The organism is Actinoallomurus iriomotensis (assembly GCF_030269445.1).
GTDB lineage: Bacteria > Actinomycetota > Actinomycetes > Streptosporangiales > Streptosporangiaceae > Actinoallomurus > Actinoallomurus iriomotensis.
In genome coordinates this window covers 132,886-156,747 of the sequence record NZ_BSTJ01000003.1, presented here as the reverse complement: position 1 = coordinate 156,747, position 23,862 = coordinate 132,886, and the positions used below count along the sequence as shown (strand labels likewise).

The window sequence follows — 23,862 nt, the reverse complement described above, 5'->3', positions numbered from 1 at the left end:
GCCCTAGGCGAGGCGCATGCGGTGGGCGGTGGCGGCGGCCTCGCCCCGGCTGGCGACGCCGAGCTTGCCGAGGATGTTGGACACGTGCACGCTCGCCGTCTTCGCCGAGATGAACAGTTCCTCGGCGATGTCGCGGTTGCTGCGCCCCTCCGCGACCAGGCGCAGCACCTCCTGCTCGCGTGGGGTCAGGCCCAGGCCCGGCCGGCTCGCCGCCGAGCCCGCCACGGTCAGCCGCGAACGCCGCGCCAGCCGATCGATCTCGGCGCGCAGCGGGCGGGCGCCGAGCCGGTCGGCGAGCGACGCGGCCCGGCCGAGCAGCGATGACGCCTCCTCCCGCCCGCCGTCGGCCACCGCGGCCTCGGCCGAGCGCGCCAGCGCGTACGCCAGCGGATACGGATGGTTCAGCGCCTCCCAGGCCGCCGCGACCGCGTCCCACGAGGACCGGTCGGCGCCGCCGCCGACCCGCGCGGACTCGGCGGTGAGCACGGCGCGCCGCGCCTCCATCACCGGGCCGTACGCGGCGGTCGCCGCGGCGATGGCGCGCAGCTCGCCCGCGAGGGCGTCGTCCCGCCGCTCGGCGCACGCCCGCATTCCCGCGACGAGGACCGGCCAGGTGTGCCGCGCGTCCCGGGTCAGGTCGTGCTCGGCGATGGCGAGCCTCGTGGCCTCGATCGCGCCCGGCACGTCGCCCTCGGCCAGCCGCCACTCGATGACCAGGCTGGCCAGCGGCAGCACCTGCTGCGGGTACGGGTCGTCGACCGCGTACAGCGCCCGCAGCTCCGCGACGATCCGGGCCGCGACGTCGCTCTCGCCGCGGGCGACGGCGATCTGGCCGCGGTTGAGCAGGTGCTGGCCGCGCACGCCGGGTGTCGGTGCGAGCTCCACGGCCCGCTCGAACGTCTCGATCGCGTCGTCCCAGCGGCCGAGGGAGATCTGCGCCTCCGCCAGGTTGTTCGCGGCGTGCATCCCCTTCGTACGGGCCTGCCCGAGCGCCTCGGCCCGCGACAGCGCCCGCTGCGCCGTCTCGATCGCCGCCTCGGACCGGCCGTTCGCCTCCAGCGCGTCGGCCGTGTTCACCATCGACCGCAGCACCGACCCGCCGTCGTGGACGTGTTCGGCCCGCGTACGTGCGGTCTCCAGCAGGGCCAGCGCCGCGTCGAACCGGCCGGAGACCGACTCGGCGATGGAGAGGTTGTTCAGGGCGTCCGCCGCGATGCAGTCGTCGTCGAACCGGTCCGCCAGCGCGAGCGTCTCCTCGCTGATCGGGCGGGCCTCGTCGTGGCGGCCGAGCAGCACCAGCGTGCCGCCCAGCAGGGCCAGCACCTCCGCCCGCGCGATCGAGGCCTCCGGCACCAGGCTCTGCGCACGGCGCAGGTCCTCCAGGGCGCCCGCACGGCCCAGCCCGAGGGTGAGCGAGGCGCGCCGGCGGAGCAGCAGCGCGACGCGTTCGGGGTCGGTCCGCTCGTCGAGGTCGGCGAGGGCGGCGCGGACGAACGCCAGACCACGCTCGGGCTCGCCGCACGCGCCGGCGGCCTGCGCCGCGCGCTGGAGCACGTCGACGCAGTCGGTGCCGATCCGCTCCTCGGCGTCGGGCACGCGGTCCCACAGCTCCAGTACGCGTTCGAGGAGCTGGAGCTGCTCGGCGTAGGCGAACGCGGAGGCCGACTCCCGCGCCGCCCGCCAGGCGGCGGGCAGCGCGCGTTCGTGGTCGTGCGCGCGGGCCCAGTGCATCGTGATCTCGACGGTGGGGCGGCCGGCCAGGCTCAGGGACGGATCGTCCTCCAGCGCCTCGGCGAACCGGCGGTGCGCGCGGCCGTGCTCGCCGGGCAGCAGGTCGTCGTGGATCGCCTCCCAGATCAGCGCGTGCCGGAAGGCGTACGCCTGCGCGTCGGCGATGAGGACGTTCGCGTCGACCGCGGGCCGCAGCGCCGACGACAGGGCCGTGTCGTCCAGGCCCGAGACCTCGACGAGCAGCGCGTGCCCGAACCGCACACCGGCGGCGCTGGCGAGACGCAGCAGGTCCTGGGTGTTCTCGGGCAGCCGGTTGACGTCGGCCAGCACCAGGTCACGTACGGACTGGGGCATCCCGGAGGCGGGATGTTCGGCGGTGGCCTCGACGAGCAGCGGGATGCCGGAGCTGCGTTCGTACACCATCTCGACGACCTTGGGCTCCGGCGCGTGGCCGAGGATGCCGGCGAGCTGGGCGGCCGTCTCGGTCCGGGTCAGGCGGGGCAGGTCGAGCCGTATGACGCCTTCGATCCGTTCGAGCTCGGCGATCACCGGCCGCATCGGATGGCCGCGGTGCAGCTCGTCGGAGCGGAACGTGACGAGCACCAGGACGGCGGTGTGCAGCAGGTTGCGGAGGAGGAAGACCAGCAGGTCCCGGGTCGAGCGGTCCGCCCAGTGCGCGTCCTCGATGACGAGGATGAGGGGACGGCGTTCGGCCAGGCGTTCGAGCAGCGCGAGCATCTGTTCGAACAGCCGGGCCCGCGCGCTGTCCGGGTCGCGGTCGGCGGGCGGTTCGCCGAACTCGGGGAGCAGCCGGGCCAGGTCGCGGGCGCCGTCTCGTGGCATCAGCGCGGCGATCTCCGCGGCGCCGGCCTCCCGTACGAGCTGGCGCAGCGCCGCGGTGAACGGCGCGTACGGGAAACCGGCCGTGCTGAGTTCGAGGCAGCCGCCGACGAGGACGTGCGCGTCGCCGCGCACGCGGTCGGTGAACTCGCCGACCAGGCGGGTCTTGCCGCCGCCCGCCTCGCCGCCGAGCAGGACGGCGCCGGGAGCGCCGGCGCGGGCACGGTCGAAAGCGTCGGCCAGCGTGGCGAGCTCGGCCTCCCGGCCCACGAAGGCGGGACTCACCTCATGTGCGCGCACGCTCCACAGCATGCCAGTCATGAGGGTGTTTATGCCGTCTTAGCGGTCCAGGTCGGGCGTAGCCGTGGGTAACGGGACAGGACGCGGGGGCGGCGAACGCGGCCGCGCCGCCGCCAGACCGCGGCGGTCCCGTGGGCCTCACGGACACGCTCGTTCATCAGGGCCTGGACGATCTCGGGATGCATGGTGTCCTCCTGGTGGTGCTCCGACACCGTCCACATTCGTCCTAAGCCGCACCTCCCCACATCCGGCGTGTGCCTTATCCGAGATGCCCGGCTGGTACGCCGGGTCCTAAGCCCACCCTCCGTTAGGCTTCTGACTCCTATGTGTCAATTCAGGTAAGGCACCCAGGCGACGCGAGGCACCCTCCACCCCCAGCCCCCGCGGGCCGACGCCCACGCCACCCCACCACGGTGGACAGATCCCCCAGTCACAACACCCCAGATGACCACGGATCCCAAAACTGATCAGAGACGCTGCAGACGACCAGCGTGACAGGGGGCTGACCCACCGAAGCGGTCCCGCGGATCGTCGCCCCGCAGGCCGCATCCGTCGCGGGCTTACACCAAGCCCATCCGGTGGGCGGTGGCGGCGGCCTCGCCGCGGCTGGCCACTTCCAGCTTGGCCAGGATGTTGGACACGTGCACGCTGGCGGTCTTGGCGGAGATGAACAGCTCCCCGGCGATCTCGCGGTTGCTGCGGCCGTCGGCGACGAGCCGCAGCACCTCCAGCTCGCGCGGGGTCAGGCCGAGGGAAGGGCCACCGGTCTGGCCACCGAGCGGCACGCGGGCCCGGCGGGCGGACGCCTCGATCCGCTCGCGCAGCGGTTTCGCGCAGAGGCAGCCGGCGAGTTCGGCGGCGCGTCGCAGGCGAGAGGTGGCCTGGTCGCGGTCGCCGCTCGCGACCGCCGCCCGCCACAGCGCGTACGCCAGCGGGTACGGCTCGCCGAGGTCGTCCCAGGCGGCCGCGGCGGCGTCCCACCGCTCCCGGTCGTCCCGGCCCTCGGCACGCGCCACCTCGGCCTCGAACACGAGCCGTTGCGCGCGCTGCGGCCGTCCGTGCGCCGGCGTCCGGTCCGCCTCGTCGCACAGCCGCGCCAGCAGCTTGCCCGAGCGCTCACCCGGCGCCTCGGCGCAGGCGTGCGCCGCGGCGGCCATCAGGGGCCAGCCGTACCGGCTGCTGACGGACGGATGCAGCTCTTCGACCACGTGCTCCACGATGTCGAGCGCGCCGGTCAGGTCGCCTTCGGCCACCTTCAGGCCGAGCCGCAGGCGTACGGAGGGGAACAGCTCCTGCGTGCGGGAGAACGTCGGGGCGAGGACGGAGTCGAGCGCGGCGGCGGCCCGCGCGGCGCCGGCCAGGTCGCCGCGCGCGAGCGCGATGTCGCCGAGCGCGTTGTGGAGCGACGCGCGGGTGAGCGGCGGCGGCGACAGCTCCAGCGCGTGCTCGGTCACCTCCAGGACCTCGTCCCACCGGCCCAGGTTGAGCAGCGGTTCGGCCAGGTTGATGGTGAGGAACGCGCCGGAGGTGCGGGCCTGTCCGTGCTTGCGCGCCAGGGCGATGCCGCGCTGGGCCGCCTCGATGGCGCGTTCGTGCTCGCCCATGCTCTCGAGGATGTGCGACTCGTTGGTGGCCACGCGGAGCATCGCGGAGTCGTCGGCGCCCCGCCGGTAGACCTCCGCGGCCTCGTCCAGGACGGCCATGTGACGTTCGGCGTCGGTGTCGCTGAAGTCGCAGGCCGCGATCGTGGTCAGCGCGTGCGCCTCGACCGTGGCGTCACCGGCCTCGCGAGCCACCGCGAGCGCCTGTGAGGCGAGCTCGCGCGCCTCCTCGGCGCGGTTCGGCAGCAGGTAGAGGTGCTGTGCGAGCGTGGACAGCACGCGGGCGCGGGTGACGCTCGGCGGGTCGACGGGCACGAGGCGGGCGGCCTCGCGCAGGTCGTCCAGCGCGGTGCGGTGGCCCAGCCGGATCTTGAGGCGGCCCCGCTGCTCCAGCACCCCGGCCGCGCGGAGCGGGTCGTCGATCTCCTTGAGCGCCTCGCGGGCGAACGCCACGCCGCGTTCGGTCTCACCGGCCAGGTCGGCGGCCTCGATCGCCCGCTCCAGTACGTCGGTGTGGTCGACGCCGAGCCGCTCGGCGGCGTCGGGCACCCGGTCCCAGAGCGTAAGGACCCGGTCGATCATCCGGAGCCACTCGGTGTAGGCGGTGGCCTCCTTGGCGACCTGCGCGGCCTGCCAGGCGCTGACCAACGCCCACGTCGTGTCGTGCGCGGAGTACCAGTGGTGGGCCAGCTCGGCGGCGGCGCGGCCCGGCGGTACGAGCGACGAGTCGGCCTCCAGCGCCTCGGCGAACCGCGCGTGCGTGCGCGTGTGCTCACCCGGCAGCAGGTCGCCGTGGATCGCCTCCCGCATCAGCGCGTGCCGGAAGCCGTACGCCTCGCCGTCCACGACGAGGACGTTCGCGGCCACGGCGGGCCGCAGCACCCGGGTCAGCCCCGTGTCGTCGAGCCCGCTCACCGCCGCGAGCAGCGCGTGCTCCACCCGGTCGCCGCCCGCGCTGGCGACGCGCAGGATCTCCTGGGTCTCTTCGGGCAGACGCTGCACACTGCCGAGGATCAGGTCGCGGAGCGACTCGGGCAGCTCACAGTTGATCTCGCCGTCGCGCCCGAGCAGGGCCTCGACGAACAGCGGGTTGCCCTCACTGCGTTCGAACACCTCGTCGAGCAGCTGCGGGGCGGGCTCGCGGCCGAGGATGCGGCACGTCTGCTCGGCGACGGCGCGGCGCGGCAGCCGGTCGAGGTCGAGGCGGCGGACCCAGCCCGCGCGGCCGAGTTCGGCCAGCAGCGGCCGGAGGGGATGGTCGCGGTGCAACTCGTCCGAGCGGTAGGTGACGATCACCAGCAGGCCGGGCGGCAGGTTGCGGATCAGGTAGCTGAGCAGGTCGCGCGTTGACCGCTCCGCCCAGTGCGCGTCCTCGATGACCAGGACGGCGGGCGTCTGCTCCGTCAGCCGCTCGAACAGCAGCAGCACGTGGTCGAACAGGCGCGTGCGCGCCTCGGTCGTGGCGGTCTCGGTGTCCGGCTCACCGAACTCCGGCAGCAGGCGCGCCAGCCCGCCCGGCGAGCCGCCGGGCAGCAGGGCGGCCACCCCGTCGACCCCGATCTCGCGGACGAGCTGCCGCAGCACCGCGCTGAACGGTGCGAACGGCAGGCCTTCGGAGCTGATCTGGAGACATCCGCCGATGAGCACGCGCGGCCCACCGTCGCGGCGGCGTGCGGTGTCCAGGAACTCGCGGATCAGGCGTGTCTTGCCCACCCCGGCCTCGCCGCCCAAGAGCAGGGCGGCCGGCGTCTCTCGCAGAGCGGTTTCGAGAAAGGCCAGCTCGGCGGCGCGGCCGACCATGACGGCACTGATTCCCTGCTGGTTGGGCACGCCTCAAGCATGCCATCAAGGACGGACAAAACAGACTTAATAAGGGCCGGCGTCGCTACCGTGAATCGGAGGAGGTACTCCATGTCACGTACGACGCCGGGCCGGTCGCTCCCGCCGGCGCCCGCCGCCCTGTTCGCGTACGGCACACTGCGGTTTCCGGACGTCCTGCGGGCGCTGCTCGGGCGGGTGCCCGACCGCACCCCGGCGACCGTCGAGGGCTGGCGCGTCGCCGCGCTGGAGGGGCGGATCTATCCCGTGCTCGTGCCGGGTCCGGGCGCGGCCGGGGGAGTGCTGATCTCCGGGCTGACCGCCGCGGACTGGGGGATCATCGACGCGTACGAGGACGGCTTCTACGCCCTGGAACGCCTCACGCTCGCCGACGGCCGCCACGGATGGGCCTACCTCACCCGCGACGCCACGGCGGCGCTGCCCGCCGACTGGTCGCCGGAGGACTTCGGCGCCCGCCACCTGAACGCGTTCGCCGGGGCGTGCCTCGCATGGCGGCGCTCCTACGGGTGACGCCCGGGACATTCGTCCTTTCGACAGGTGGATCGACGGCTCTGCCGCGACCTGCCGCCGCCCGAGAGAGTGAATCGCATGAGAACTCTCGGTCTGTGGCGGTTTCCCCTGGTGACCGCGGTCGTCTTCGGCGTCACGGCTCTGTCGAACGTCGCGCAGTTCGTCGTGCCCGGCATGCTCGCGCACCTGGGACGTGCCCCCGCCGGGTTGCACGGCGACTGGTGGCGGACCGGCACGTCGCTGTTCGTGCAGGACGGCGGGGTGGCGGGCACGGTCTCGAACCTGCTGTTCCTCGTTCTCGTCGGCGTCGTCGCCGAGCAGGTCGTCTCGCGGCCGCGCTGGCTGCTGTGCTACTTCGCCACCGGCCTGGTGGGGGAGTTCGCCGGTTACGCCTGGCAGCCGCACGGCGGCGGGAACTCCGTCGCGGTCTGCGGGCTCGCCGGCGCCGTGGCGGTGGCCCTCTGGCGCGGTGACGGACGTCCTCCGCGGTTCGCGCCGATGATCGTGCTGCTGTGGTGCGGTGCACTGCTCGCCGGCCTCTGGTTCCCGCTCGCGTTGGTCGGCTTCGTGGCGGCCATGGCCGCCCGGATCGCGGCCGAGCGCGGCGTCGCCACGGGACGCTGGGCCACCGCGGGCGCACTGGCCGCGGGCGTGGCACTGACCGCGGACCGTGACATCCACGGCGTCGCCCTGCTGGCCGGGCTGGTGATCGCCTCCGTCCTCGTCCGGTCCGTCCGCCGTCTTCCGGTCCCGCCTGATTTGACGTCCTACACGGCTAACCGTTACCTATATGGCTAACCGTTAGAGGTGATGCCGTGCAGGACGTAGTACTCGCTTTGCTCGCCAAGGAGCCCTCCCACGGCTACGAGCTGAGGGCCCGGCTCCACGAGGCCCTGGGGCCGCTCCGCGACGCGCTCAACGCCGGTCAGGTCTACGTGACCCTGACGCGCCTGGAGAAGGCGGGGATGGTCAGCGCCGAGCACGTCGGCCAGGCCGACCGCCCCGACCGCAAGGTCTACGCGCTCACGGCCGAGGGCCAGCAGCGCGTACGGACCTGGCTCGCGGACGTGAGCTGGGGCCGGCCGACCGAGTTCCACCTCAAGCTGATCGCGGCCGCCGCGGCCCGCCTGGCCGATCCGGTGGAGCTCGTCGACCTGCAGCGCCGCGAGCTGCTGCGCCGGCTGGCCGACGCGCAGCGTGCCGCGCTCACCGAGCCCGAGGACTCGGCCGCGGTGCTGCTCCTCGAAGGCGTCATCCTCCGGCTCGAGGCCGATCTGCGCTGGCTGGACGCCTGCGCTCACCACTGGGAGACGAAATGACGGTGCTGCGGGCCGTGCGGCTGCGCAAGGAGTACGGCCGGGACGCGGGGCTGGTCCGCGCGGTCGACGAGGTCGATCTGGAGGTGCGGCCCGGCGAGACCGTCGCGGTCGTCGGGCCGAGCGGCTGTGGCAAGTCGACTCTGCTGCACCTGCTCGGCGGGCTCGAACGGCCCACCGGCGGTGAGGTGCACCTCGACGGCCGGCGGCTCGACCGGATGTCGGAGACCCAGCTGAGCGGCGTGCGGCGGAAGTCGCTGGGCTTCGTCTTCCAGGCGTTCCACCTCGTCGACGAGCTCACCGCCCGGGAGAACGTCGAACTGCCGGCCCTGCTCGCCGGAGTGCCGTCGCGTACGGCACGGCGGCGGGCGTCCGCGCTCCTCGAACGCGTCGGGCTCGCCGACCGGGCCGGTCACCTGCCCGCGGCGCTGTCCGGCGGACAGCGTCAGCGGGTCGCGGTGGCCCGGGCGCTCATCGGCCGGCCGCTCGTCGTCCTGGCCGACGAGCCGACCGGCAACCTCGACAGCGCGGCGACCGCCGCGGTGCTGCGGCTCTTCGGCTCGCTGCGCGCCGAGGGCCAGACCCTCGTCATCGTCACGCACGACTCACGGATCGCCGCCACCGCCGACCGCGTGATCACCATGCGCGACGGCGCGCTCGCCGGCGAGACCCGCCTGAACGGCGGAGGCGGCGGCCTCGGCGCCCTGGCCGGACTGGAGAGCTCATGAGTGAGCGAAGCGAGCGAATCGGTAAACGCAGCGCTCTGATGGTCACTCCACCGACGAAGGAGGGCTCATGAGTGAGCGAAGCGAGCGAGTCGGTGAACGCAGCGCTCTGATGGTCACTCCACCGACGAAGGAGGGCTCATGAGCATGCTCACCTTGGTGGCACGGCTGGCGCGGCGCGACCTTCGCCACCGCCGCGCCGAGGCGTTCCTGCTGCTCATCGCCATCGCGGCGACGACCACCACACTCACACTGGGCCTGGCGGTACGCGGCGTCGCCGACCGGCCCTGGGACCGTACGCGCGCCGCCACCGCCGGTCCGGACGCGGTCGCGACCGGCGACCGCGCGGCCTCGCTCACGCCGCTCGCGCACGCGCCCGGCGTGACGGCGTCGGCCGGCCCGTACCCGGCCCTCTCCGCCGCGCTCGGCGTCCGCGGCATCCGCGTCGACGCCTCCGTGCAGGGCCGGGACACCGCTCCGGGCGCGGTCGACCGCCCCGAGGTCACCGCCGGCTCGTGGGCGCGGCGCGGGGGAGCGGTGATCGAACGCGCCTTCGCCGGCGCTCTGCGCGTACGGCCGGGCGAGAAGATCACGATCTCCGGGCACCGTTTCCGCGTCGCCGGGATCGCGGTCAGCGCCGGGCGCGTCCCGTACCCCTCCTCCACCCCCGGCCTGATCTGGGTCACCCGCGCGGACCTGCGGCGGATCGGCGCGCCGACGTCGCAGGTGATGCCGCTGCGGCTGGCCGACCCCGCGGCCGCCCCGGCCTTCGCGGCGGCGCACCGGGGCGTCCGCTCCTGGCAGGACATGGGCGCGTACGCGACCGCGGAGCTGCATCTCGTCGACAGCGCCCTGCTCACCGGCACCTGGGCGCTCGCGCTCCTCGGCGTCGCCTGCGTGGCCGTGCTCGTCGGCGGACGCCTCGCCGACCAGACCCGCCGCGTCGGCCTGCTGAAGGCGGTCGGCGCCTCACCCCGGTTCGTGGCGGTGGTGCTGCTGGCCGAGCACGTGCTGCTCGCGCTCGCCGCGACCGCCGTCGGGCTGCTCGCCGGCCGGGCGGCCGCGCCCCTGCTCGTACGGCCGAGCAGCGGGCTGCTGCCCGCCGGATCACCGCACCTGACGGTCGCGTCGGCGCTGGTCGTGGCCCTGGTGGCGGTGGCCGTGGCGGGGGCGGCGACGGTGTACCCCGCGATCCGCGGCGCACGGACGAGTACCGTACGGGCCCTGTCGGGCCCCACGCGCGCGCCGCGCCGCTCACCGTGGCTGATCGCGCTGTCGGCCCGGCTGCCGGTGCCGTTCCTGCTCGGCGTACGCGTGGCGGCGCGCCGCCCGCGCCGGGTGATCCTGGCGACGGCGAGCCTCGCGCTCACGGTCGCGATGGTGGTCGCCGCGATCGCCCTGCACGGCGACATCGCCCGTAAGGACGCCCGGCTGGCCGGACCCGGCTTCGTCCCGGGCGCGGACAACCCGGTCACCGAGCAGGTGAGCCAGGTCGTGCTGGCGCTGACCGTGGCGCTGCTCGCGCTCGCCGCGGTGAACGCGGTGCTCATCGCCTGGGCGACGTCGCTGGACACGCAGCGTTTCACCAGCCTGGCGCGTGCGCTCGGCGCGACGCCGCGGCAGGTCACCGCCGGGCTGTCGGCCGCGCAGCTGCTCCCGGCCCTCGGGGCTTCGCTGCTGGGCGTCCCGCTCGGTCTGGCCGTCTACTACGCCGCACGTACGGCGGGCGGCGCGGCCGGGTCCATCCTCATCCCGTACGCCCGGCTGCCGCTGGTCGTGCCCGGGACCCTGCTGGTCGTCGCCGCGCTCACGGCCCTGCCGATCCGCGTGGTCTGCCGGCGTCCGGTCGCGCGGGTACTCGCGGCCGACTGACGTACGGCGGGACCGCCCGGCGTCCTCATGGGAGGTCGCCGGGCGCTGCCTGACCGGGCTGTCGGTGCGGCTCGGCCGGCGCGGGCCGCAGCCCGGCCAGAGTGACCTCGACGAGCCGGTGGACGGCGGCCGACGAGGTCATGGCGCCGGCCGCGGTGAGCGCGTGCAGGCAGTACGTGGCCAGCTCACCGGCGGGAACGTCGTCCCGGACCGTGCCGGCCGCCGCGGCGCCGGCCACCAGATCGCCGATGAACGCGTGCAGGCGCCGATGGGCCTCGGCGACGTGCTCGCCTCGGTGCAACAGCGCCGCGAGGTCGCCGTCGTGGCGCTGGTGGGTGATGGAGGCGAAGGCACGCAGGACCGCCCGCAGCCGCTCGGCCGGATCGGTGTGCTCGGCGACGTCGGTGAGCCGGCGCAGGTGATCGGCGATGTGCTCCTCGTGCCAGGCCGCCAGGACCGATTCGATGTCGGGGAAGTACTTGTACAGCGTCGCCCGGCCGATGCCGGCCCGCTTGGCGATCTGCGACATCGTGACCGACGCCAGGCCCTGTTCGGCCACCAGTGCCGCGGCGGCACGCACCGCGGCCTCGCGCACCGTACGGCGGTGCGCCTCGATCGTGTCCTCCCACAGCTTCGGCACACGGCCGATGGTACACAACGCCGAAATGGCGACAGCGCGTCTATTGACGTAGACACATTGTATTGAATAATACTGACGGAGCGGCACCCGGAAGGAGACGCGCATGGCAGGCCCATCCACGCATCGCCCGCCCCGTGACCTGGACGACCTCTACACCAGTCCACCGCCGTGGGACATCGGCCGTCCCCAGCCCGCTTTCGCCGCGCTCGCCGAGGCCGGGGCCATCGACGGCCGGGTGCTGGACGTCGGGTGCGGGACGGGTGAGCACACGCTGATGGCCGCCGCCCTCGGCCTGGACGCCACCGGCATCGACCTGGCCACCGGAGCGCTGGAAGCCGCGAGGGAGAAGGCGCGCCGCCGGTCGCTCACGGCCCGGTTCCTGCGTCACGACCTGCGGGGCCTGCCCGAGCTGGGCGAGACGTTCGACACCGTGCTCGACTCACTGGTGTTTCACGCCCTCACCGACGCCGACCGTGCCGCCTACCTGGCGGGCCTGCGGACGGTGCTGCGGCCGGCGGGTCGTGCGTTCCTGCTGTGCTACGGCGACCGCCGGCCCGGCGAGAGGGAGGTGCCGCACGGACTCGGCCGCGATCGGATCCGGGCGAGCTTCACGAGCGGATGGCGCGTCGACTCCCTCCAGTCCGCCGTCTCTGACTCCACGTCCCCGCTCCACCCCGACGGCATCGCCGCCTGGCTGGTCGCGCTCACCCGCGTCGCGGACGAGAGGTGAGGGGCATGGTCAGCGCGCACGCTCGGGTCGCCACCGCCCGAGCCGGCCGCTACCTGGCGCAACTCGGCGAGCACGGAGGCCATATGAGCCGGCGGACCTTCCGGCGTCCGCGCCGCCACGGTGACGGAGGCCCCGCGCACGTCGTGCACGCCGAGCGGTCCGGCGCCGACGCGTTGATCGACTTCGGGTGGGGCCGCTGCACCCTGCGTGCCACGGACACCGAACTGGTCCTCCGTGCCGAGGCGACCGACCCGGAGTGCCTGCGACGCGTGCAGGAGGGCATCACCGCCCGTCTGGAGCTCATCGGCCGTCGCGACCATCTCACGGTGACCTGGCACCCGGAATTCCCGGAAGCCGAGGAAATGGCGACCTGAATTCTTCAGTGAATTCACCATTGAGAAAGATGATGGTTGCTCTAGGTGAGTGGCTCGCTACGACCTGAACAGCGATGAGCTACTGGCCGTGTGCGGAGCGTCGATTATTTTCGATGATTTCTTGCGCGGATGATTTCCGGCCTTGACCGAATTGCCCATTTGGCTGGAGGGTGTCAGGGCGTCGCCGGAGCCCACGGCTCCTACGGCCCGCGTCCGATCGAAGAGAGGAGAGGACCGTATGGTCTTCGTGGGAGTCGTTGTGGCCGTCGCCGCCGTCGTGGTGGGCATCGAGGTCATCGTCCACAACTCGTCATCCGCCTCACTCGGCTTCTTCGGCTACCACGTGCCCGGAGTGCACACCGAGGCGCAGGTGTTCGCCGCAGGGCTGATCGTCGCCTTCGTCGCCGGCGGGGGGCTGGCGATGGCCTGGATCTCCCTGCTGCGCAAGGCGCGAGTCCGCCGGGAGCTGCACGACCTGCGCGAGGAGCGCGAGGAGACGATGGCGTCGCTGGAGCGGAAGAACCAGCAGCTCGAACGCGAACTGGCCCGCGTGCGGGGTGGCGCCACGAGCGCCCCGGTGACCGGAGAGGTGCCCGTCGCCTCCGGTCGACGCCGCGACCGGGAGCCCGTCTCCCCGTTCTTCGACAACCCCGCCTGAGGCCGCGCCCGGTTCAGCCGCCGCCGGCGACCCAGCCATCGTCGAGGTTCCGCAGCAGTTCCCGCACCGCGGGCCGGTGACGGCCACCGTCGGAGTGGTCCATCGCCACCTCGCGCAGCATGCCCGCCGCCGCCCGCACTCTCTCCTCGACGCCTTCGCACACATTCACCGGGCCGTGCTCCGGGTCGTCGTAATTCTCGAATCCGGGGTCGGGGACGAAGCGGCTCCACCAGTCCAGCAGTGCGTTGAGGGCCTCCATGCGTGCCTGGCCAGGGTGATCGGCGATCACTTCGAGGAACACCGTCGTCGCCGGTACGGCGGCCGGATAGAGGGTCCCCTCATGATCGTTGCTGACCTCGTACCGAAGCCGCGCCACCTCCCGGGCGGCGTGCTCGGCCGACGGAGAACCGCCCAGTGCGTCCGCTGCGGCCTGAGCCGCCTCCGGCCGATACCAAGGCGAACCGGTGACCCGTGACCAATCGAAGGCGTCCACCGGTCACATGATTCCAGCCGGTCGTCGTGGGTGACATGGTCGAGCTCATCACGCCGCTCTTCTCTCCGGAAAGGCAACGGCCGCAGAGCCTTCATGCGACGCCGCCGGAGCCGAACCGTCTGTAGCGAGCGAGGTCAGACCGCCTACGCGGGAGTCTCCACCGCTCTTTGCCATCCTCTTACAGACAAGACTGTTTATCAGCGCTACGATGGCCCTGGAGTGCAGGCGTAGTCCCAGCGGGAGCTGATGATCACCCGAGGATGGACGCGATGAGTGAAGGCGAAGAGCTGCGGTTTCCGCATCGGTCGGTCTTTGACGGCGCGGCGAGCACCGTGTCGAACGGTCTCGAACCGCTTGCCGACACCTCGAACCAGCTGGCAGGTCTCGGAATTTCCGAAGCTCTCGTCGGCATGTGGCCCACTGGAATAGAGCTCGCAGCCGCCATAGGAATGGCGCTTGAGGTCGCGGCCGTCCAGCATGATAACCACGCGAAAAACGTTCAGGCCGCCGTCGACAAGATTTCCCAGAGCGGGAAGCTTTATCACGCGAGCGAGGCCGATAATTCCGCCATCGTGTCGGATCTGAAGTCCAATATCTCCAACGCGTAGACGAACGACTCCAAGGAGGTCCGCTCGTGCCAATCGCGGAAGTAGCGGAGTCGCTGTTCGCGGCGATCAACTCGGACGCGATCATCGGGTGTGGTAGCGCCATCAAGGAGATATCAAGCCTTTACGGAAGCCTGGGCTCCACCATCGATACCGCCCACCAGCAGTTGTTCGCGGGTGACAAGACGTGGAGCGGGGGCGCCGCGAGCAAAGCCAAGAGCACCATGACCGATCTGTCGGCGTCCGGCAGCAATATTCAGAGCGCGCTCAGCACCATCGGCGACACTCTCGTCATGTACGGTACGGCGCTGAAGCCTTTCCAGGGGAAGGTGTATCCCACTCCTGTGCCGGGGTCGCGCGATCCCGAGGCGGCCGCGGACCTGGCGATCACCGGGACCGCCTCCGCCGCTGCGGCTCTTGAGATCGGCGCGGCCGTACTCAAGATGATGCCGAGCGCCAAACAAGGGGCGAGCTCATCGGCCAAGTCTGGCACCTCGACCAAGTTGGCCAAGTCCGACACCTCCGCATACGGCGCCACTGCGGGCAACGGCACGACCCTGGCCGGTGTGCTGGATCCCACGCATTTCCTTGACAGCCTCACGAGCAATCCGGCCCTCGCCGGCGCGGTGCTGCCCGGAGCGAGTAGGGGCGTTACAGCCCTCGGCCCCTTCATGTCCGCGGCCGGTGTGATCGGGTCGGCCGAGGAAATGGCCGCTCTCCAGGCGAGCGAGGCGGCGGCCATGAGGGAGGGTCTGCCCTTGATGCCGATGTTCGGAGGGAACTCCGGTAACCGCTCCGAGCGCAGCCGCACGACCAATCTCACTGAAGACCCCGAATTCTGGACCGGGATCGTGGCCTAGCGCCACAAGATCACCGCGGAGGCTGATCCGGGTGGCGTTCGGCGGGTACGGCCAGGTCAGAGGACGTTTCGTCTGGTCGTGGCGCCGGAGGTGGTCAAGATTCGGTTTTCGATCTTCTACGAGCATCAGCTGCCGAGGCCGTGGAGCGACCGGGCGGAGGAGCGGCTCTACCGGGACGCGCTCGAGCAGGTCGAGATCGCGGACCGGGTCGGGTTCGATCACGTCTGGGCGGTCGAGCACCACTTCCTCGAGGAGTACTCCCACTCCAGCGCGCCCGAGGTGTTCCTCGCCGCCGCGTCGCAGCGGACGCGGAGGATCCGGCTCGGACATGGCATCGTGCAGTTGCCTCCGCCCGTCAACCATCCCGCTCGTGTCGCCGAGCGGGTCGCCGCGCTCGATCTCGTCTCCGGGGGCAGGGTCGACTTCGGCACCGGCGAGGCCAGTTCGATGGCCGAGCTCGGGGGCTTCGGGGTGCCCCGGGAGGAGAAGCGCGCCATGTGGCAGGACGCCATGGACGCGATCACCCGGATGTTCGTCGAGGAGCCCTTCGCCGGCTGGGACTCCCCGTACCTGCGGATGCCGCCGCGCAACGTCGTCCCCAAACCGGTGCAGAAGCCGCACCCGCCGCTCTGGGTCGCCTGTTCGCGGCGCGAGACCATCCATTTCGCCGCCCGGAACGGGATCGGCGCGCTCTCCTTCTCCTTCGCCGAACCCGAGGACGCCGGCGTCTGGGTCGACGAGTACTACCGCCTGCTGAACTCCGAGGAATGCGTTCCGGTCGGGTTCGCGGTGAATCCCGGCGTCGCGGTGGTGCTGCCCATGATGTGCCATGAGGACGAGGCGACGGCGATCGAGCACGGCATCGACGGGGCGCACTTCTTCGGGTTCGCGCTCGCCCACTACTACGGCACCTCCCCGCACGAACCCGGCCGTACGAGCATCTGGGACGACTTCGTCCGCCACCGCGAGGAACGGGGGTACTCACGGGGGATCGTGGGCGCCGTCGACGCGCCGCTCTCGGTGCGGATCACCGAGGGCGGCGTCGGGTCGCTGCGCGGGGCGGTCGGAACGCCCGCGCAGGTGGCCGAGCTCGTCCGTCGGTACGAGGCCGTCGGCGTCGACCAGGTCATCTTCGTGCTCCAGGCCGGTCCGAACCGCCACGACCACGTCTGCGAGAGCCTCGAACTGGTCGGTGAGCAGGTCATCCCACGGTTCGCCGAAGGGCGGGAGGAACGCGAGCGGGCCAGGGCCGAGCGCCTGGCGCCGGCGGTCGAGGCGGCCCTCGCGCGACGGGAGCCGCCACGCGAGCGGGCGGCCCCGTACCGCATCGACGAGACGGCCGAACTCGCGCGGGCGCGCAGGCGGCGGGCGCCGGCGCGCGACCTCAGGGCGGCGGCTCGTACGGCGGTCCGTGCCCGCGGGCGGCACGCGCTGGCCCGGCTCGTCGCCGGTCGTTCCGACGACAGGCTGGAGCGCGGGTTCGGGCCGGCCGCGCAGCGGGTGTTCTTCGCCGGCATGGTCCGTGCCTTCGATCCCGGGATGGCCATGGGCTTCGAGGGCGAACTGGAGTTCCGCCTGCGCCGGGGCGAGGAGGAGACGCCCTGGACGATCGAGATCCGCGACGGCCGGGCGCACGTACGGCCGGAGCGGGCACGCCGTCCCGTGGTGGGCATCCGGATCGGCGCCGCGGACTTCCTCCGTCTCCTGGCGGGGGAGAGGCAGGCTCCGGCCCTCGCCCTCGACGGCAGGCTGGAGATCGACGGGGACGTGGCGTTCGCTCCGCGCATCGGAGAGATGTTCGGGGGCGTCTCTCCGTACTGAGTGCGCCGTCGAGATCAACACTTTCGAAAAATTTAAACCTTTGTCCTCATAACTTTCGCCAACCATTCACGCCTCGGCGGCGTCAAGTTCTCGTACGCCCGTTCGGTCAGGGCGTCGGGAAATCGGGCAATGGAGGACATTGAATGCGAAAGTCGCTGATAAGCGCCGGATTGGCTGCGGTGATCGTCGCCGCCGGGGCGGCACCGGCCGGTGCCGCCGGTCAGGAGGGCTGGCGGGTCACCTACCTGAGCCCGGACACCGGCTACGACTACTACGGCCTGTACGACGTCGCGGCGACCGGCGCGCATGACGCCTGGGCAGTGGGCTCGCAGACGCTGGACGCCGACCACGGCGGCGGCACCGTCCTGCGCTGGAACGGCACCACCTGGTCCCCCGTCACCGTTCCCGGTGACACGGGCTCTTTCGGCAGCGTCGACGGATCCTCCCCGAACAACGTCTGGATCATGGGAGCGACCAACGAGGGCGCCCAGGCGTCGTGGCACTGGGACGGCGCGTCGTGGACGTCGGCGTCGACCGGTACGTACGACGTCTCGGACGTCGCCGTGATCGGCCCGAAGAACGCCTGGGCGGTCGGCAACGACTACGAGGGCGGCACGGACGGCGGAAAGGCCCTGCACTGGAACGGTAGGAAGTGGGCGCAGGTCGCCATGCCCGCCACCGCGCGGAAGGTCGGCGCGGTCGCGGCGAATGACGTCTGGGCCGTGGGCGACGGCGGCGACCAGCCCGTGGCGGAGCACTGGGACGGCACGTCGTGGACGTCGTCGACGCTTCCCGAGGTGCCGATTCCGGCGGGAGAGAGCGGCTTCTCCTACTTCAACGACGTCGTCGCGGAGTCGAGCGACAACGTCTGGGCGGTCGGCCGGCTCTACTGGGGCGGCGGCGAGGAGCTCAAGAGCGTCAAGAAGGCCCGGAACGCCACCCTCGCCGAGGCCGAGCACAACCAGCCGGTGATCATGCACTGGGACGGGAGCAAGTGGAGCCTCCGGCTCGGCGCCGACGGTGACTTCGCGCTGAGCGCGGGCGCCGACGGCCAGGGCGGCATCTGGTACTCCAGCTTCAACGACACCTTCGTCCACGTCGCCGCGAACGGCACCACCACGACCACCGTCCCCGTCGCCACGACCGGCGGACGCCAGACGCCGTCGATTCGGCAGGTCACCGGGGTGCCCGGCGGCACGACCGTACTCGCCGTCGGCCAGATCCCGCCCGCGTCCGACAGCGGCGATCAGTCCGGCGACGGCGTCGTCGAGCAGTACCACTGAGAGGAATCCCCCATGCGAACAAGCTTGACGGCGTTCACCGCGGCGCTGGCCGCCACCGCCGCGGTCACCACGGCGGCCCAGGCGGAGCCCACGAAGGCGGGCACGACGGCCGCCACCTGGAGCGTCGCCCAGACCAACACCCTGCCGGGCGAGGACGGCATCAAGGCGATCAGCGTCGCGCCGACCGGGAGCACCTGGGCGGCCGGCTACCAGTCCTCGAACGGCAAGAGCGTCCCGCTCGTCCAGCACCTGCTGAACGGGAAGTGGACCACGGCCAAGAGCCCGAGCAGCGCGCTGGGCGAGATCAGCGCGCTGTCGGCCTCCTCCAGCAAGAACGTCTGGGCGTTCGGCACCACCGGCGCCGGCACGTTCGCCGCCCGCTGGAACGGCAGCGCGTGGAGCCGGACCACCGTGACCACCGGCCGCTACGACGCCGTGGACGCCAGCGCCCTCAGCGCCTCGAACGTCTGGGCGGTCGGCGGTGACGAGACCACGACGGCCATGCACTGGAACGGCACGAGCTGGAAGAAGGTCGCCCTTCCGGCCCCCGCCCGTGCGATCGCGGGCGTGTCCAGCACCCACGTGTACGCGGGCGGCACCTACAAGAACCAGCCGGCCGTCATGCACTGGACCGGATCGGCCTGGAAGCTCGCGGCCACGCCGAAGTTCACGCTGCCCGAGCCGGACGCCGTGGGCGTGATCAGTGACGTCTACGCCCCGTCGGCGAGCAACGTCTGGGCGTCCGGCGGGATCGACTGGCCGTGCGGCGAGGACGGCGACGACACCTGCACCCAGCCGGTCCTCCTGCACTGGGACGGCGCGAAGTGGTCCTCGCAGACCTTCCCGCAGGGCTACGGCGGCTACACCCGGGTCACCGGCGACGGCGGCTCTGGCGTGTGGCTGCTGCGGGGCGCGTGGGATCCGCAGCTGACGCACGTCGTCGGCGGCTCGGTGACCAACGTGACCGCACCGCGCCCGTCCGGCCACGACATCAACCTCACCGCACTGGCCGTCAAGGACTCGACCGTGTGGGCGGCCGGTGCCGCCTTCCCCGAGGGCGATCCGGACGACCCGACCGGTAACGGCGTCTACCTCGCTACTGGCTGATTCCACACAACCTGCCAAAACGGGTCCGGTGCGTTCGTGCCGGACCCGTTTTGTGCCCGAGGGTCCCATGGGCGATGCTGTGTGCGTGTCAACGGAGACTCTGCCGGGCCTTGTCACCGGCACTGCCGAGCTGCGCCGGTTCCTGCACGGGCTGCCGGGCGTCGACCAGGTGGGCGCCGAGGAGCGTGCCGCGCGCCTCGCGACCCGGTCGATCAAGAAGTCGGCCAAGGCGGAGGCGATCGACCTCGCCATCTCCATGGTCGACCTGACGACGCTCGAGGGCGCCGACACGCCGGGCAAGGTCCGCGCGCTGTGCGCGAAGGGCATGCACCCCGATCCGAGCGACGCGAGCGTGCCCAGGGTGGCCGCGATCTGCGTCTACTCCGATCTGGTGGCCGAGGCCGTACGCGCCCTGGCGGGCAGCGGCATCGGCGTGGCGAGCGTCGCCACCGCCTTCCCCTCCGGACGGGCGCCCCTGGACGCCAAGCTCGCCGACACCCGCCGGGCGGTCGAGGACGGCGCGAGCGAGATCGACATGGTGATCGACCGGGGCGCGTTCCTCGCCGGCGACTACGCGAAGGTCCACGACGAGATCGTCGCGATCAAGGCCGAGTGCGGCGAGGCGCACCTGAAGGTGATCCTGGAGACCGGCGAGCTGGTCACCTACGACAACGTCCGCCGGGCGTCCTGGCTGGCCATGATGGCCGGCGCCGACTTCATCAAGACCTCCACCGGCAAGGTGAGCCCGGCGGCCACGCTGCCGGTCACCCTGGTCATGCTCGAGGCCGTACGCGACTACCGCGCGCGTACGGGCCGCCAGGTCGGGGTCAAGCCGGCCGGCGGCATCCGCACGACCAAAGACGCGATCAAGCACCTGGTGCTGGTCAACGAGACGGCCGGGCCGGACTGGCTGACGCCCGAGTGGTTCCGCATCGGCGCCTCCTCGCTCCTCAACGACCTGCTCATGCAGCGCCGCAAGCTCACGACCGGCGTGTACGCGGGTCCCGACTACTTCACCCTGGACTAGCAGATGTTCGAGTACGCGCCCGCGCCCGAGTCGCGCGACATCGTCGACATCAAACCCTCGTACGGCCTGTTCATCGACGGTGAGTTCGTCGACGCGGACACGTCGTTCAAGACGGTGAACCCGGCGAGCGAGGAGGTCCTCGCCGAGATCGCCGAGGCGAACGCCGCCGACGTCGACCGCGCCGTCGCCGCCGCCCGCAGGGCCTACGACGGCGTCTGGTCCCGGCTCCCGGCGGCCGAGCGGGCCAAGTACCTGTTCCGCATCGCCCGGATCATCCAAGAACGCTCCCGCGAGCTGGCCGTGCTGGAGTCGATCGACAACGGCAAGCCGATCCGCGAGTCGCGCGACGTCGACGTCCCGCTCGTGGCCGCGCACTTCTTCTACTACGCGGGCTGGGCGGACAAGCTGGAGTACGCCGTCCGCGACCCCCGCCCGCTGGGCGTGGCCGGGCAGGTCATTCCCTGGAACTTCCCGCTGCTCATGCTGGCCTGGAAGATCGCGCCCGCACTGGCCTGCGGCAACACCGTGGTCCTCAAGCCCGCCGAGACGACGCCGCTGACCGCGCTGGCGTTCGCCGAGATCTGCCGCCAGGCCGACCTGCCGCCCGGCGTGGTGAACATCGTCACCGGCGCGGGGGAGACCGGACGGGCCCTCGTCGAGCACGACGGCATCGACAAGGTCGCCTTCACCGGCTCGACCGAGGTGGGCCGCCAGATCGCCCGCGCCGTCGCCGGCACCGGCAGGCGGCTCACGCTGGAGCTCGGCGGCAAGGCCGCCAACGTGATCTTCGACGACGCCCCGCTCGACCAGGCCGTCGAGGGCATCGTCAACGGCATCTTCTTCAATCAGGGCCACGTCTGCTGCGCGGGTTCGCGGCTCCTGGTGCAGGAGTCGGTGGCCGATGAGCTCCTCGACCGGCTCAAGACCCGCATGGCGACGCTGCGGGTCGGCGACCCGCTCGACAAGAACACCGACGTCGGCGCGATCAACTCCGCCGCGCAGCTGGAGAAGATCCGGATGCTGTCGGAGGTGGGGGAGAAGGAGGGCGCGACCCGCTGGTCGCCGCCCTGCGAGCTGCCCGACCGCGGCTTCTGGTTCGCGCCGACGGTCTTCACCGGCGTCGCCCAGTCGCACCGCATCGCCCGCGAGGAGATCTTCGGTCCGGTGCTGTCGGTGCTGACCTTCCGCACGCCGCAGGAGGCCGTGGAGAAGGCCAACAACACCCCGTACGGGCTGTCGGCGGGCGTGTGGACCGAGAAGGGGTCCCGGATCCTGTGGATGGCCGAGCGGCTGCGCGCCGGGGTCGTGTGGGCCAACACCTTCAACAAGTTCGACCCGGCCTCGCCGTTCGGGGGATACAAGGAGTCCGGCTTCGGCCGTGAGGGCGGACGTCACGGACTGGAGGCGTACCTGCAGTGAGCGAGCGGAGCGAGCGAACCGACAAGCACGGCCCCCCGGTCACCAACCCGACGAAGGAGGGCTCATGACCGACCGGTTGAGTGTGCGCAAGACGTACAAGCTGTACGTGGGCGGAGCCTTTCCCCGATCGGAGTCCGGTAGGTCGTACGCCGTGAACGACGCCAAGGGCAACTTCCTCGCCAACGCCTCACGCGCCTCCCGCAAGGACGTACGCGACGCGGTGGTGGCCGCCCGCAAGGCCCAGGCGGGCTGGGCGGCCCGCACCGCGTACAACCGCGGGCAGATCCTCTACCGGGTCGCCGAGATGCTCGAGGGGCGCCGCGACCAGTTCACCGAGGAGCTGCGCGCCACCGGCCTGGCCAAGAACGCGGCGCGCGCCGAGGTGGACGCGGCCGTCGACCGCTGGGTCTGGTACGCCGGGTGGGCGGACAAGATCGCGCAGGTCACCGGCGCGGCCAACCCGGTGTCCGGCCCGTTCTTCAACTTCTCCACGCCCGAGCCGACCGGCGTCGTCGGCATCGTCGCGCCGGACGGCCCGCTGCTCGGCCTCGTGTCGGTGCTCGCGCCGGTGGTCGTAGCGGGCAACACCGCCGTGGTCGTGGCCGCCGAGCCCGCGCCGCTGCCCGCCGTCACCCTCGGCGAGGTGCTCGCCACCTCCGACGTGCCGGGCGGCGTCATCAACATCCTCACCGGGCACCGCGCCGAGCTGGCGCCGTGGCTGGCCTCGCACATGGACGTGAACGGGCTCGACCTCACCGGCGCCGGCGAGGAGCTCGCCGCCGAGTGCGAGAAGGCCGCCGCGGAGAACCTCAAGCGCGTCCTGCGGCCCGCCGGAAACGACTGGACGGCGGATCCGGGCACTGTCCGGATGACCACATTCCTGGAAACAAAGACCGTCTGGCACCCGGTAGGCGTGTAGATCTTCGCCAATTGTGGAATAGATCCCCCCGAAGCTGATCGACACGGGGGGATGGATCAGTGCCCACTAATACGATGACGCGTTCGTCCGCCCGCCGTTCAACGGCGAGCACGAGCCGCACGAAGTCCGGCGGTGCGAAGAAGACCACGGCCGCCGCCAAGAAGACGACCGGCAGCACGGCGCGCAAGACCGCGTCCAAGCCGGCCGCCAAGTCGACGAAGGCGCGGTCCACGTCGGCCGCGAAGTCGTCCGTCACTCCTGCGGCCGCCGCGACACGAGTGTCGTCCGCGGCGACCAAGGTCTCGTCGGCGGCGACGAAGATGACCGACGCGGCGAGCAAGGCGACGTCCTCGGCGCAGGCGATGAACACCGCCATGAAGACGATGAACACCGCGACCAAGGCGCTCATGACCGCCGCCGAGGCGCTCACCAACGCGGCCAAGACCTTCTCGGCCGTCAAACCGCCGGCCGGCGCCGCGAAGCCGGCCGCGGGTGGGCGGGCCACCACGGCCCGCAAGACCACCACCGCGGCGAAGAAGACCACCGCCAAGGCGGGGACGACGGCGAAGCGGACCACGGCGGCGGCGAAGAAGCCGTCCGGGGTGAAGGCCACCGCGAAGAAGGCCACGACCAAGGCCAGGTCGACCGCCAAGAAGGCGGCCGGCAAGGCGAAGGAGGCCATGCCTAAGGAGGAACCGGCGTCCGCCTCCCGGCCGCAGCCGGAGAGCACGGGCGGGTTCCTCAACGGTCTGGTCGGCAGCCGCAGCCCGCTGTAAGGCCCGGTCCTTGACCGGCCGGGTCCGCTGCGCACGGGACCCGGTCCGGCCGGTGGTCAGAGAGGCCGCGGCCGCAGTCAGGCCGCGGTGCGGGTGGCGCATGCCCACCGGCGGTGTGCGCCGCGGGCGCGGCAGCTGTCAGACTGTCGTCTTGAGGTGATCTGAAGATGCAGGACAGCGAGATTCTCGGCCGGATCCACGGCCTGGTGGACGAGGAGCACACGCTCCGCGAACGCCTGCAGAAGGGCGACCTGGCCGCCGAGGAGGAGCACCAGCGGCTGCGGAGCCTGGAGGAGGCCCTCGACCAGTGCTGGGATCTCCTGCGCCAGCGGCGGGCCCGGCGCGACGCGGGCGAGAACCCGGACGACGCCTCGTCCCGGCCGGCGGGTGAGGTCGAGGGCTACCTCCAGTAGGCC

The 23,862-nt window shown here is 72.1% G+C and carries 22 protein-coding genes; 18 read left to right on the top strand and 4 right to left on the bottom strand.

What is annotated here, in order from left to right; genetic code table 11:
• Positions 1-3: 3 nt before the first annotated feature.
• The gene (locus tag QSK37_RS13725; RefSeq protein WP_285620320.1) at positions 4-2,892 is read right to left on the bottom strand and encodes an ATP-binding protein; all 2,889 of its coding nucleotides are present in this window, start codon (positions 2,890-2,892) and stop codon (positions 4-6) included.
• 539 nt (positions 2,893-3,431) lie between these two features.
• On the bottom strand, positions 3,432-6,302 hold the full coding sequence (locus QSK37_RS13720) for an ATP-binding protein (protein ID WP_349497964.1): 2,871 nt from the start codon (positions 6,300-6,302) through the stop codon (positions 3,432-3,434).
• Between the two features lie 81 nt (positions 6,303-6,383).
• On the opposite strand from QSK37_RS13720, the gene QSK37_RS13715 reads away from it, so the two are divergent.
• The 5 genes from QSK37_RS13715 (at position 6,384) to QSK37_RS13695 (ending at position 10,734) form a co-directional block, all read left to right on the top strand.
• Positions 6,384-6,821: a gamma-glutamylcyclotransferase family protein gene (locus QSK37_RS13715; RefSeq protein WP_285620318.1), complete on the top strand. Its 438-nt coding sequence runs from the start codon at positions 6,384-6,386 to the stop codon at positions 6,819-6,821.
• Positions 6,822-6,899: 78 nt separating this feature from the next.
• On the top strand, positions 6,900-7,619 hold the full coding sequence (locus QSK37_RS13710; protein WP_285620316.1) for a rhomboid family intramembrane serine protease: 720 nt from the start codon (positions 6,900-6,902) through the stop codon (positions 7,617-7,619).
• A gap of 17 nt (positions 7,620-7,636) precedes the next feature.
• Positions 7,637-8,140: a PadR family transcriptional regulator gene (locus tag QSK37_RS13705; protein WP_285568563.1), complete on the top strand. Its 504-nt coding sequence runs from the start codon at positions 7,637-7,639 to the stop codon at positions 8,138-8,140.
• Complete coding sequence (locus QSK37_RS13700) at positions 8,137-8,865, top strand: ABC transporter ATP-binding protein (protein ID WP_285620315.1); 729 nt, start codon at positions 8,137-8,139, stop codon at positions 8,863-8,865. Before QSK37_RS13705 ends, QSK37_RS13700 begins: the two co-directional genes overlap by 4 nt.
• Positions 8,866-9,003: 138 nt before the next feature.
• Complete coding sequence (locus tag QSK37_RS13695) at positions 9,004-10,734, top strand: ABC transporter permease (RefSeq protein WP_285620314.1); 1,731 nt, start codon at positions 9,004-9,006, stop codon at positions 10,732-10,734.
• Positions 10,735-10,759: 25 nt separating this feature from the next.
• On the opposite strand, the gene QSK37_RS13690 is transcribed toward QSK37_RS13695, so the two are convergent.
• Complete coding sequence (locus QSK37_RS13690; protein ID WP_285620312.1) at positions 10,760-11,374, bottom strand: TetR/AcrR family transcriptional regulator; 615 nt, start codon at positions 11,372-11,374, stop codon at positions 10,760-10,762.
• 103 nt (positions 11,375-11,477) lie between these two features.
• On the opposite strand from QSK37_RS13690, the gene QSK37_RS13685 reads away from it, so the two are divergent.
• From QSK37_RS13685 to QSK37_RS13675, 3 genes are all read left to right on the top strand, one after another.
• Complete coding sequence (locus QSK37_RS13685) at positions 11,478-12,104, top strand: class I SAM-dependent methyltransferase (RefSeq protein WP_285620311.1); 627 nt, start codon at positions 11,478-11,480, stop codon at positions 12,102-12,104.
• 5 nt (positions 12,105-12,109) lie between these two features.
• Positions 12,110-12,478 (top strand): DUF2218 domain-containing protein, encoded by a 369-nt coding sequence (locus QSK37_RS13680; RefSeq protein ID WP_285620309.1) that lies wholly within the window; start codon positions 12,110-12,112, stop codon positions 12,476-12,478.
• A gap of 238 nt (positions 12,479-12,716) precedes the next feature.
• Positions 12,717-13,136 (top strand): hypothetical protein, encoded by a 420-nt coding sequence (locus QSK37_RS13675; protein ID WP_285620308.1) that lies wholly within the window; start codon positions 12,717-12,719, stop codon positions 13,134-13,136.
• Between the two features lie 13 nt (positions 13,137-13,149).
• On the opposite strand, the gene QSK37_RS13670 is transcribed toward QSK37_RS13675, so the two are convergent.
• Positions 13,150-13,629: a hypothetical protein gene (locus tag QSK37_RS13670; protein WP_285620306.1), complete on the bottom strand. Its 480-nt coding sequence runs from the start codon at positions 13,627-13,629 to the stop codon at positions 13,150-13,152.
• A gap of 269 nt (positions 13,630-13,898) precedes the next feature.
• Here QSK37_RS13670 and QSK37_RS13665 point away from each other — a divergent pair, with 269 nt between their 5' ends.
• The 10 genes from QSK37_RS13665 to QSK37_RS13620 all read left to right on the top strand — a co-directional run bounded on the left by QSK37_RS13665 (position 13,899) and on the right by QSK37_RS13620 (position 23,859).
• Complete coding sequence (locus QSK37_RS13665; RefSeq protein ID WP_285620305.1) at positions 13,899-14,237, top strand: hypothetical protein; 339 nt, start codon at positions 13,899-13,901, stop codon at positions 14,235-14,237.
• Between the two features lie 26 nt (positions 14,238-14,263).
• Positions 14,264-15,094, top strand: a complete 831-nt coding sequence (locus QSK37_RS13660; RefSeq protein ID WP_285620304.1) for a hypothetical protein — start codon at positions 14,264-14,266, stop codon at positions 15,092-15,094.
• A 90-nt stretch (positions 15,095-15,184) separates the two neighbouring features.
• Positions 15,185-16,915: an LLM class flavin-dependent oxidoreductase gene (locus QSK37_RS13655; protein ID WP_285620302.1), complete on the top strand. Its 1,731-nt coding sequence runs from the start codon at positions 15,185-15,187 to the stop codon at positions 16,913-16,915.
• Between the two features lie 143 nt (positions 16,916-17,058).
• Positions 17,059-18,198: a WD40/YVTN/BNR-like repeat-containing protein gene (locus tag QSK37_RS13650; RefSeq protein WP_285620299.1), complete on the top strand. Its 1,140-nt coding sequence runs from the start codon at positions 17,059-17,061 to the stop codon at positions 18,196-18,198.
• Between the two features lie 12 nt (positions 18,199-18,210).
• Positions 18,211-19,305 (top strand): hypothetical protein, encoded by a 1,095-nt coding sequence (locus QSK37_RS13645; RefSeq protein ID WP_285620297.1) that lies wholly within the window; start codon positions 18,211-18,213, stop codon positions 19,303-19,305.
• A gap of 67 nt (positions 19,306-19,372) precedes the next feature.
• Positions 19,373-20,332 carry a deoxyribose-phosphate aldolase gene (gene deoC, locus QSK37_RS13640; protein ID WP_285568585.1) on the top strand — a complete coding sequence of 320 codons (960 nt, stop codon included), beginning with the start codon at positions 19,373-19,375 and terminating at the stop codon, positions 20,330-20,332.
• Between the two features lie 3 nt (positions 20,333-20,335).
• Entirely contained in the window at positions 20,336-21,751 is a 1,416-nt protein-coding gene (locus QSK37_RS13635) for an aldehyde dehydrogenase family protein (RefSeq protein WP_285620296.1), read from the top strand.
• 64 nt (positions 21,752-21,815) lie between these two features.
• On the top strand, positions 21,816-22,670 hold the full coding sequence (locus QSK37_RS13630) for an aldehyde dehydrogenase family protein (RefSeq protein WP_285620294.1): 855 nt from the start codon (positions 21,816-21,818) through the stop codon (positions 22,668-22,670).
• 74 nt (positions 22,671-22,744) lie between these two features.
• Entirely contained in the window at positions 22,745-23,446 is a 702-nt protein-coding gene (locus tag QSK37_RS13625) for a hypothetical protein (protein WP_285620292.1), read from the top strand.
• Positions 23,447-23,613: 167 nt separating this feature from the next.
• Positions 23,614-23,859, top strand: coding sequence for a DUF2630 family protein (locus QSK37_RS13620; protein WP_285620290.1), 246 nt, complete (start codon positions 23,614-23,616; stop codon positions 23,857-23,859).
• Positions 23,860-23,862 lie beyond the last annotated feature (3 nt).

Excerpts from the sequence above, each read along its gene's own strand:
- QSK37_RS13725 (WP_285620320.1), bottom strand. The coding sequence starts at position 2,892 with ATGACTGGCATGCTGTGGAGCGTGCGCGCACATGAGGTGAGTCCCGCC.
- QSK37_RS13715 (WP_285620318.1), top strand. The coding sequence starts at position 6,384 with ATGTCACGTACGACGCCGGGCCGGTCGCTCCCGCCGGCGCCCGCCGCC.
- QSK37_RS13710 (WP_285620316.1), top strand. The coding sequence starts at position 6,900 with ATGAGAACTCTCGGTCTGTGGCGGTTTCCCCTGGTGACCGCGGTCGTC.
- QSK37_RS13700 (WP_285620315.1), top strand. The coding sequence starts at position 8,137 with ATGACGGTGCTGCGGGCCGTGCGGCTGCGCAAGGAGTACGGCCGGGAC.
- QSK37_RS13695 (WP_285620314.1), top strand. The coding sequence starts at position 9,004 with ATGAGCATGCTCACCTTGGTGGCACGGCTGGCGCGGCGCGACCTTCGC.
- QSK37_RS13685 (WP_285620311.1), top strand. The coding sequence starts at position 11,478 with ATGGCAGGCCCATCCACGCATCGCCCGCCCCGTGACCTGGACGACCTC.
- QSK37_RS13680 (WP_285620309.1), top strand. The coding sequence starts at position 12,110 with ATGGTCAGCGCGCACGCTCGGGTCGCCACCGCCCGAGCCGGCCGCTAC.
- QSK37_RS13675 (WP_285620308.1), top strand. The coding sequence starts at position 12,717 with ATGGTCTTCGTGGGAGTCGTTGTGGCCGTCGCCGCCGTCGTGGTGGGC.
- QSK37_RS13665 (WP_285620305.1), top strand. The coding sequence starts at position 13,899 with ATGAGTGAAGGCGAAGAGCTGCGGTTTCCGCATCGGTCGGTCTTTGAC.
- QSK37_RS13650 (WP_285620299.1), top strand. The coding sequence starts at position 17,059 with ATGCGAAAGTCGCTGATAAGCGCCGGATTGGCTGCGGTGATCGTCGCC.
- QSK37_RS13645 (WP_285620297.1), top strand. The coding sequence starts at position 18,211 with ATGCGAACAAGCTTGACGGCGTTCACCGCGGCGCTGGCCGCCACCGCC.
- deoC (WP_285568585.1), top strand. The coding sequence starts at position 19,373 with ATGGGCGATGCTGTGTGCGTGTCAACGGAGACTCTGCCGGGCCTTGTC.
- QSK37_RS13635 (WP_285620296.1), top strand. The coding sequence starts at position 20,336 with ATGTTCGAGTACGCGCCCGCGCCCGAGTCGCGCGACATCGTCGACATC.
- QSK37_RS13630 (WP_285620294.1), top strand. The coding sequence starts at position 21,816 with ATGACCGACCGGTTGAGTGTGCGCAAGACGTACAAGCTGTACGTGGGC.
- QSK37_RS13625 (WP_285620292.1), top strand. The coding sequence starts at position 22,745 with ATGACGCGTTCGTCCGCCCGCCGTTCAACGGCGAGCACGAGCCGCACG.
- QSK37_RS13620 (WP_285620290.1), top strand. The coding sequence starts at position 23,614 with ATGCAGGACAGCGAGATTCTCGGCCGGATCCACGGCCTGGTGGACGAG.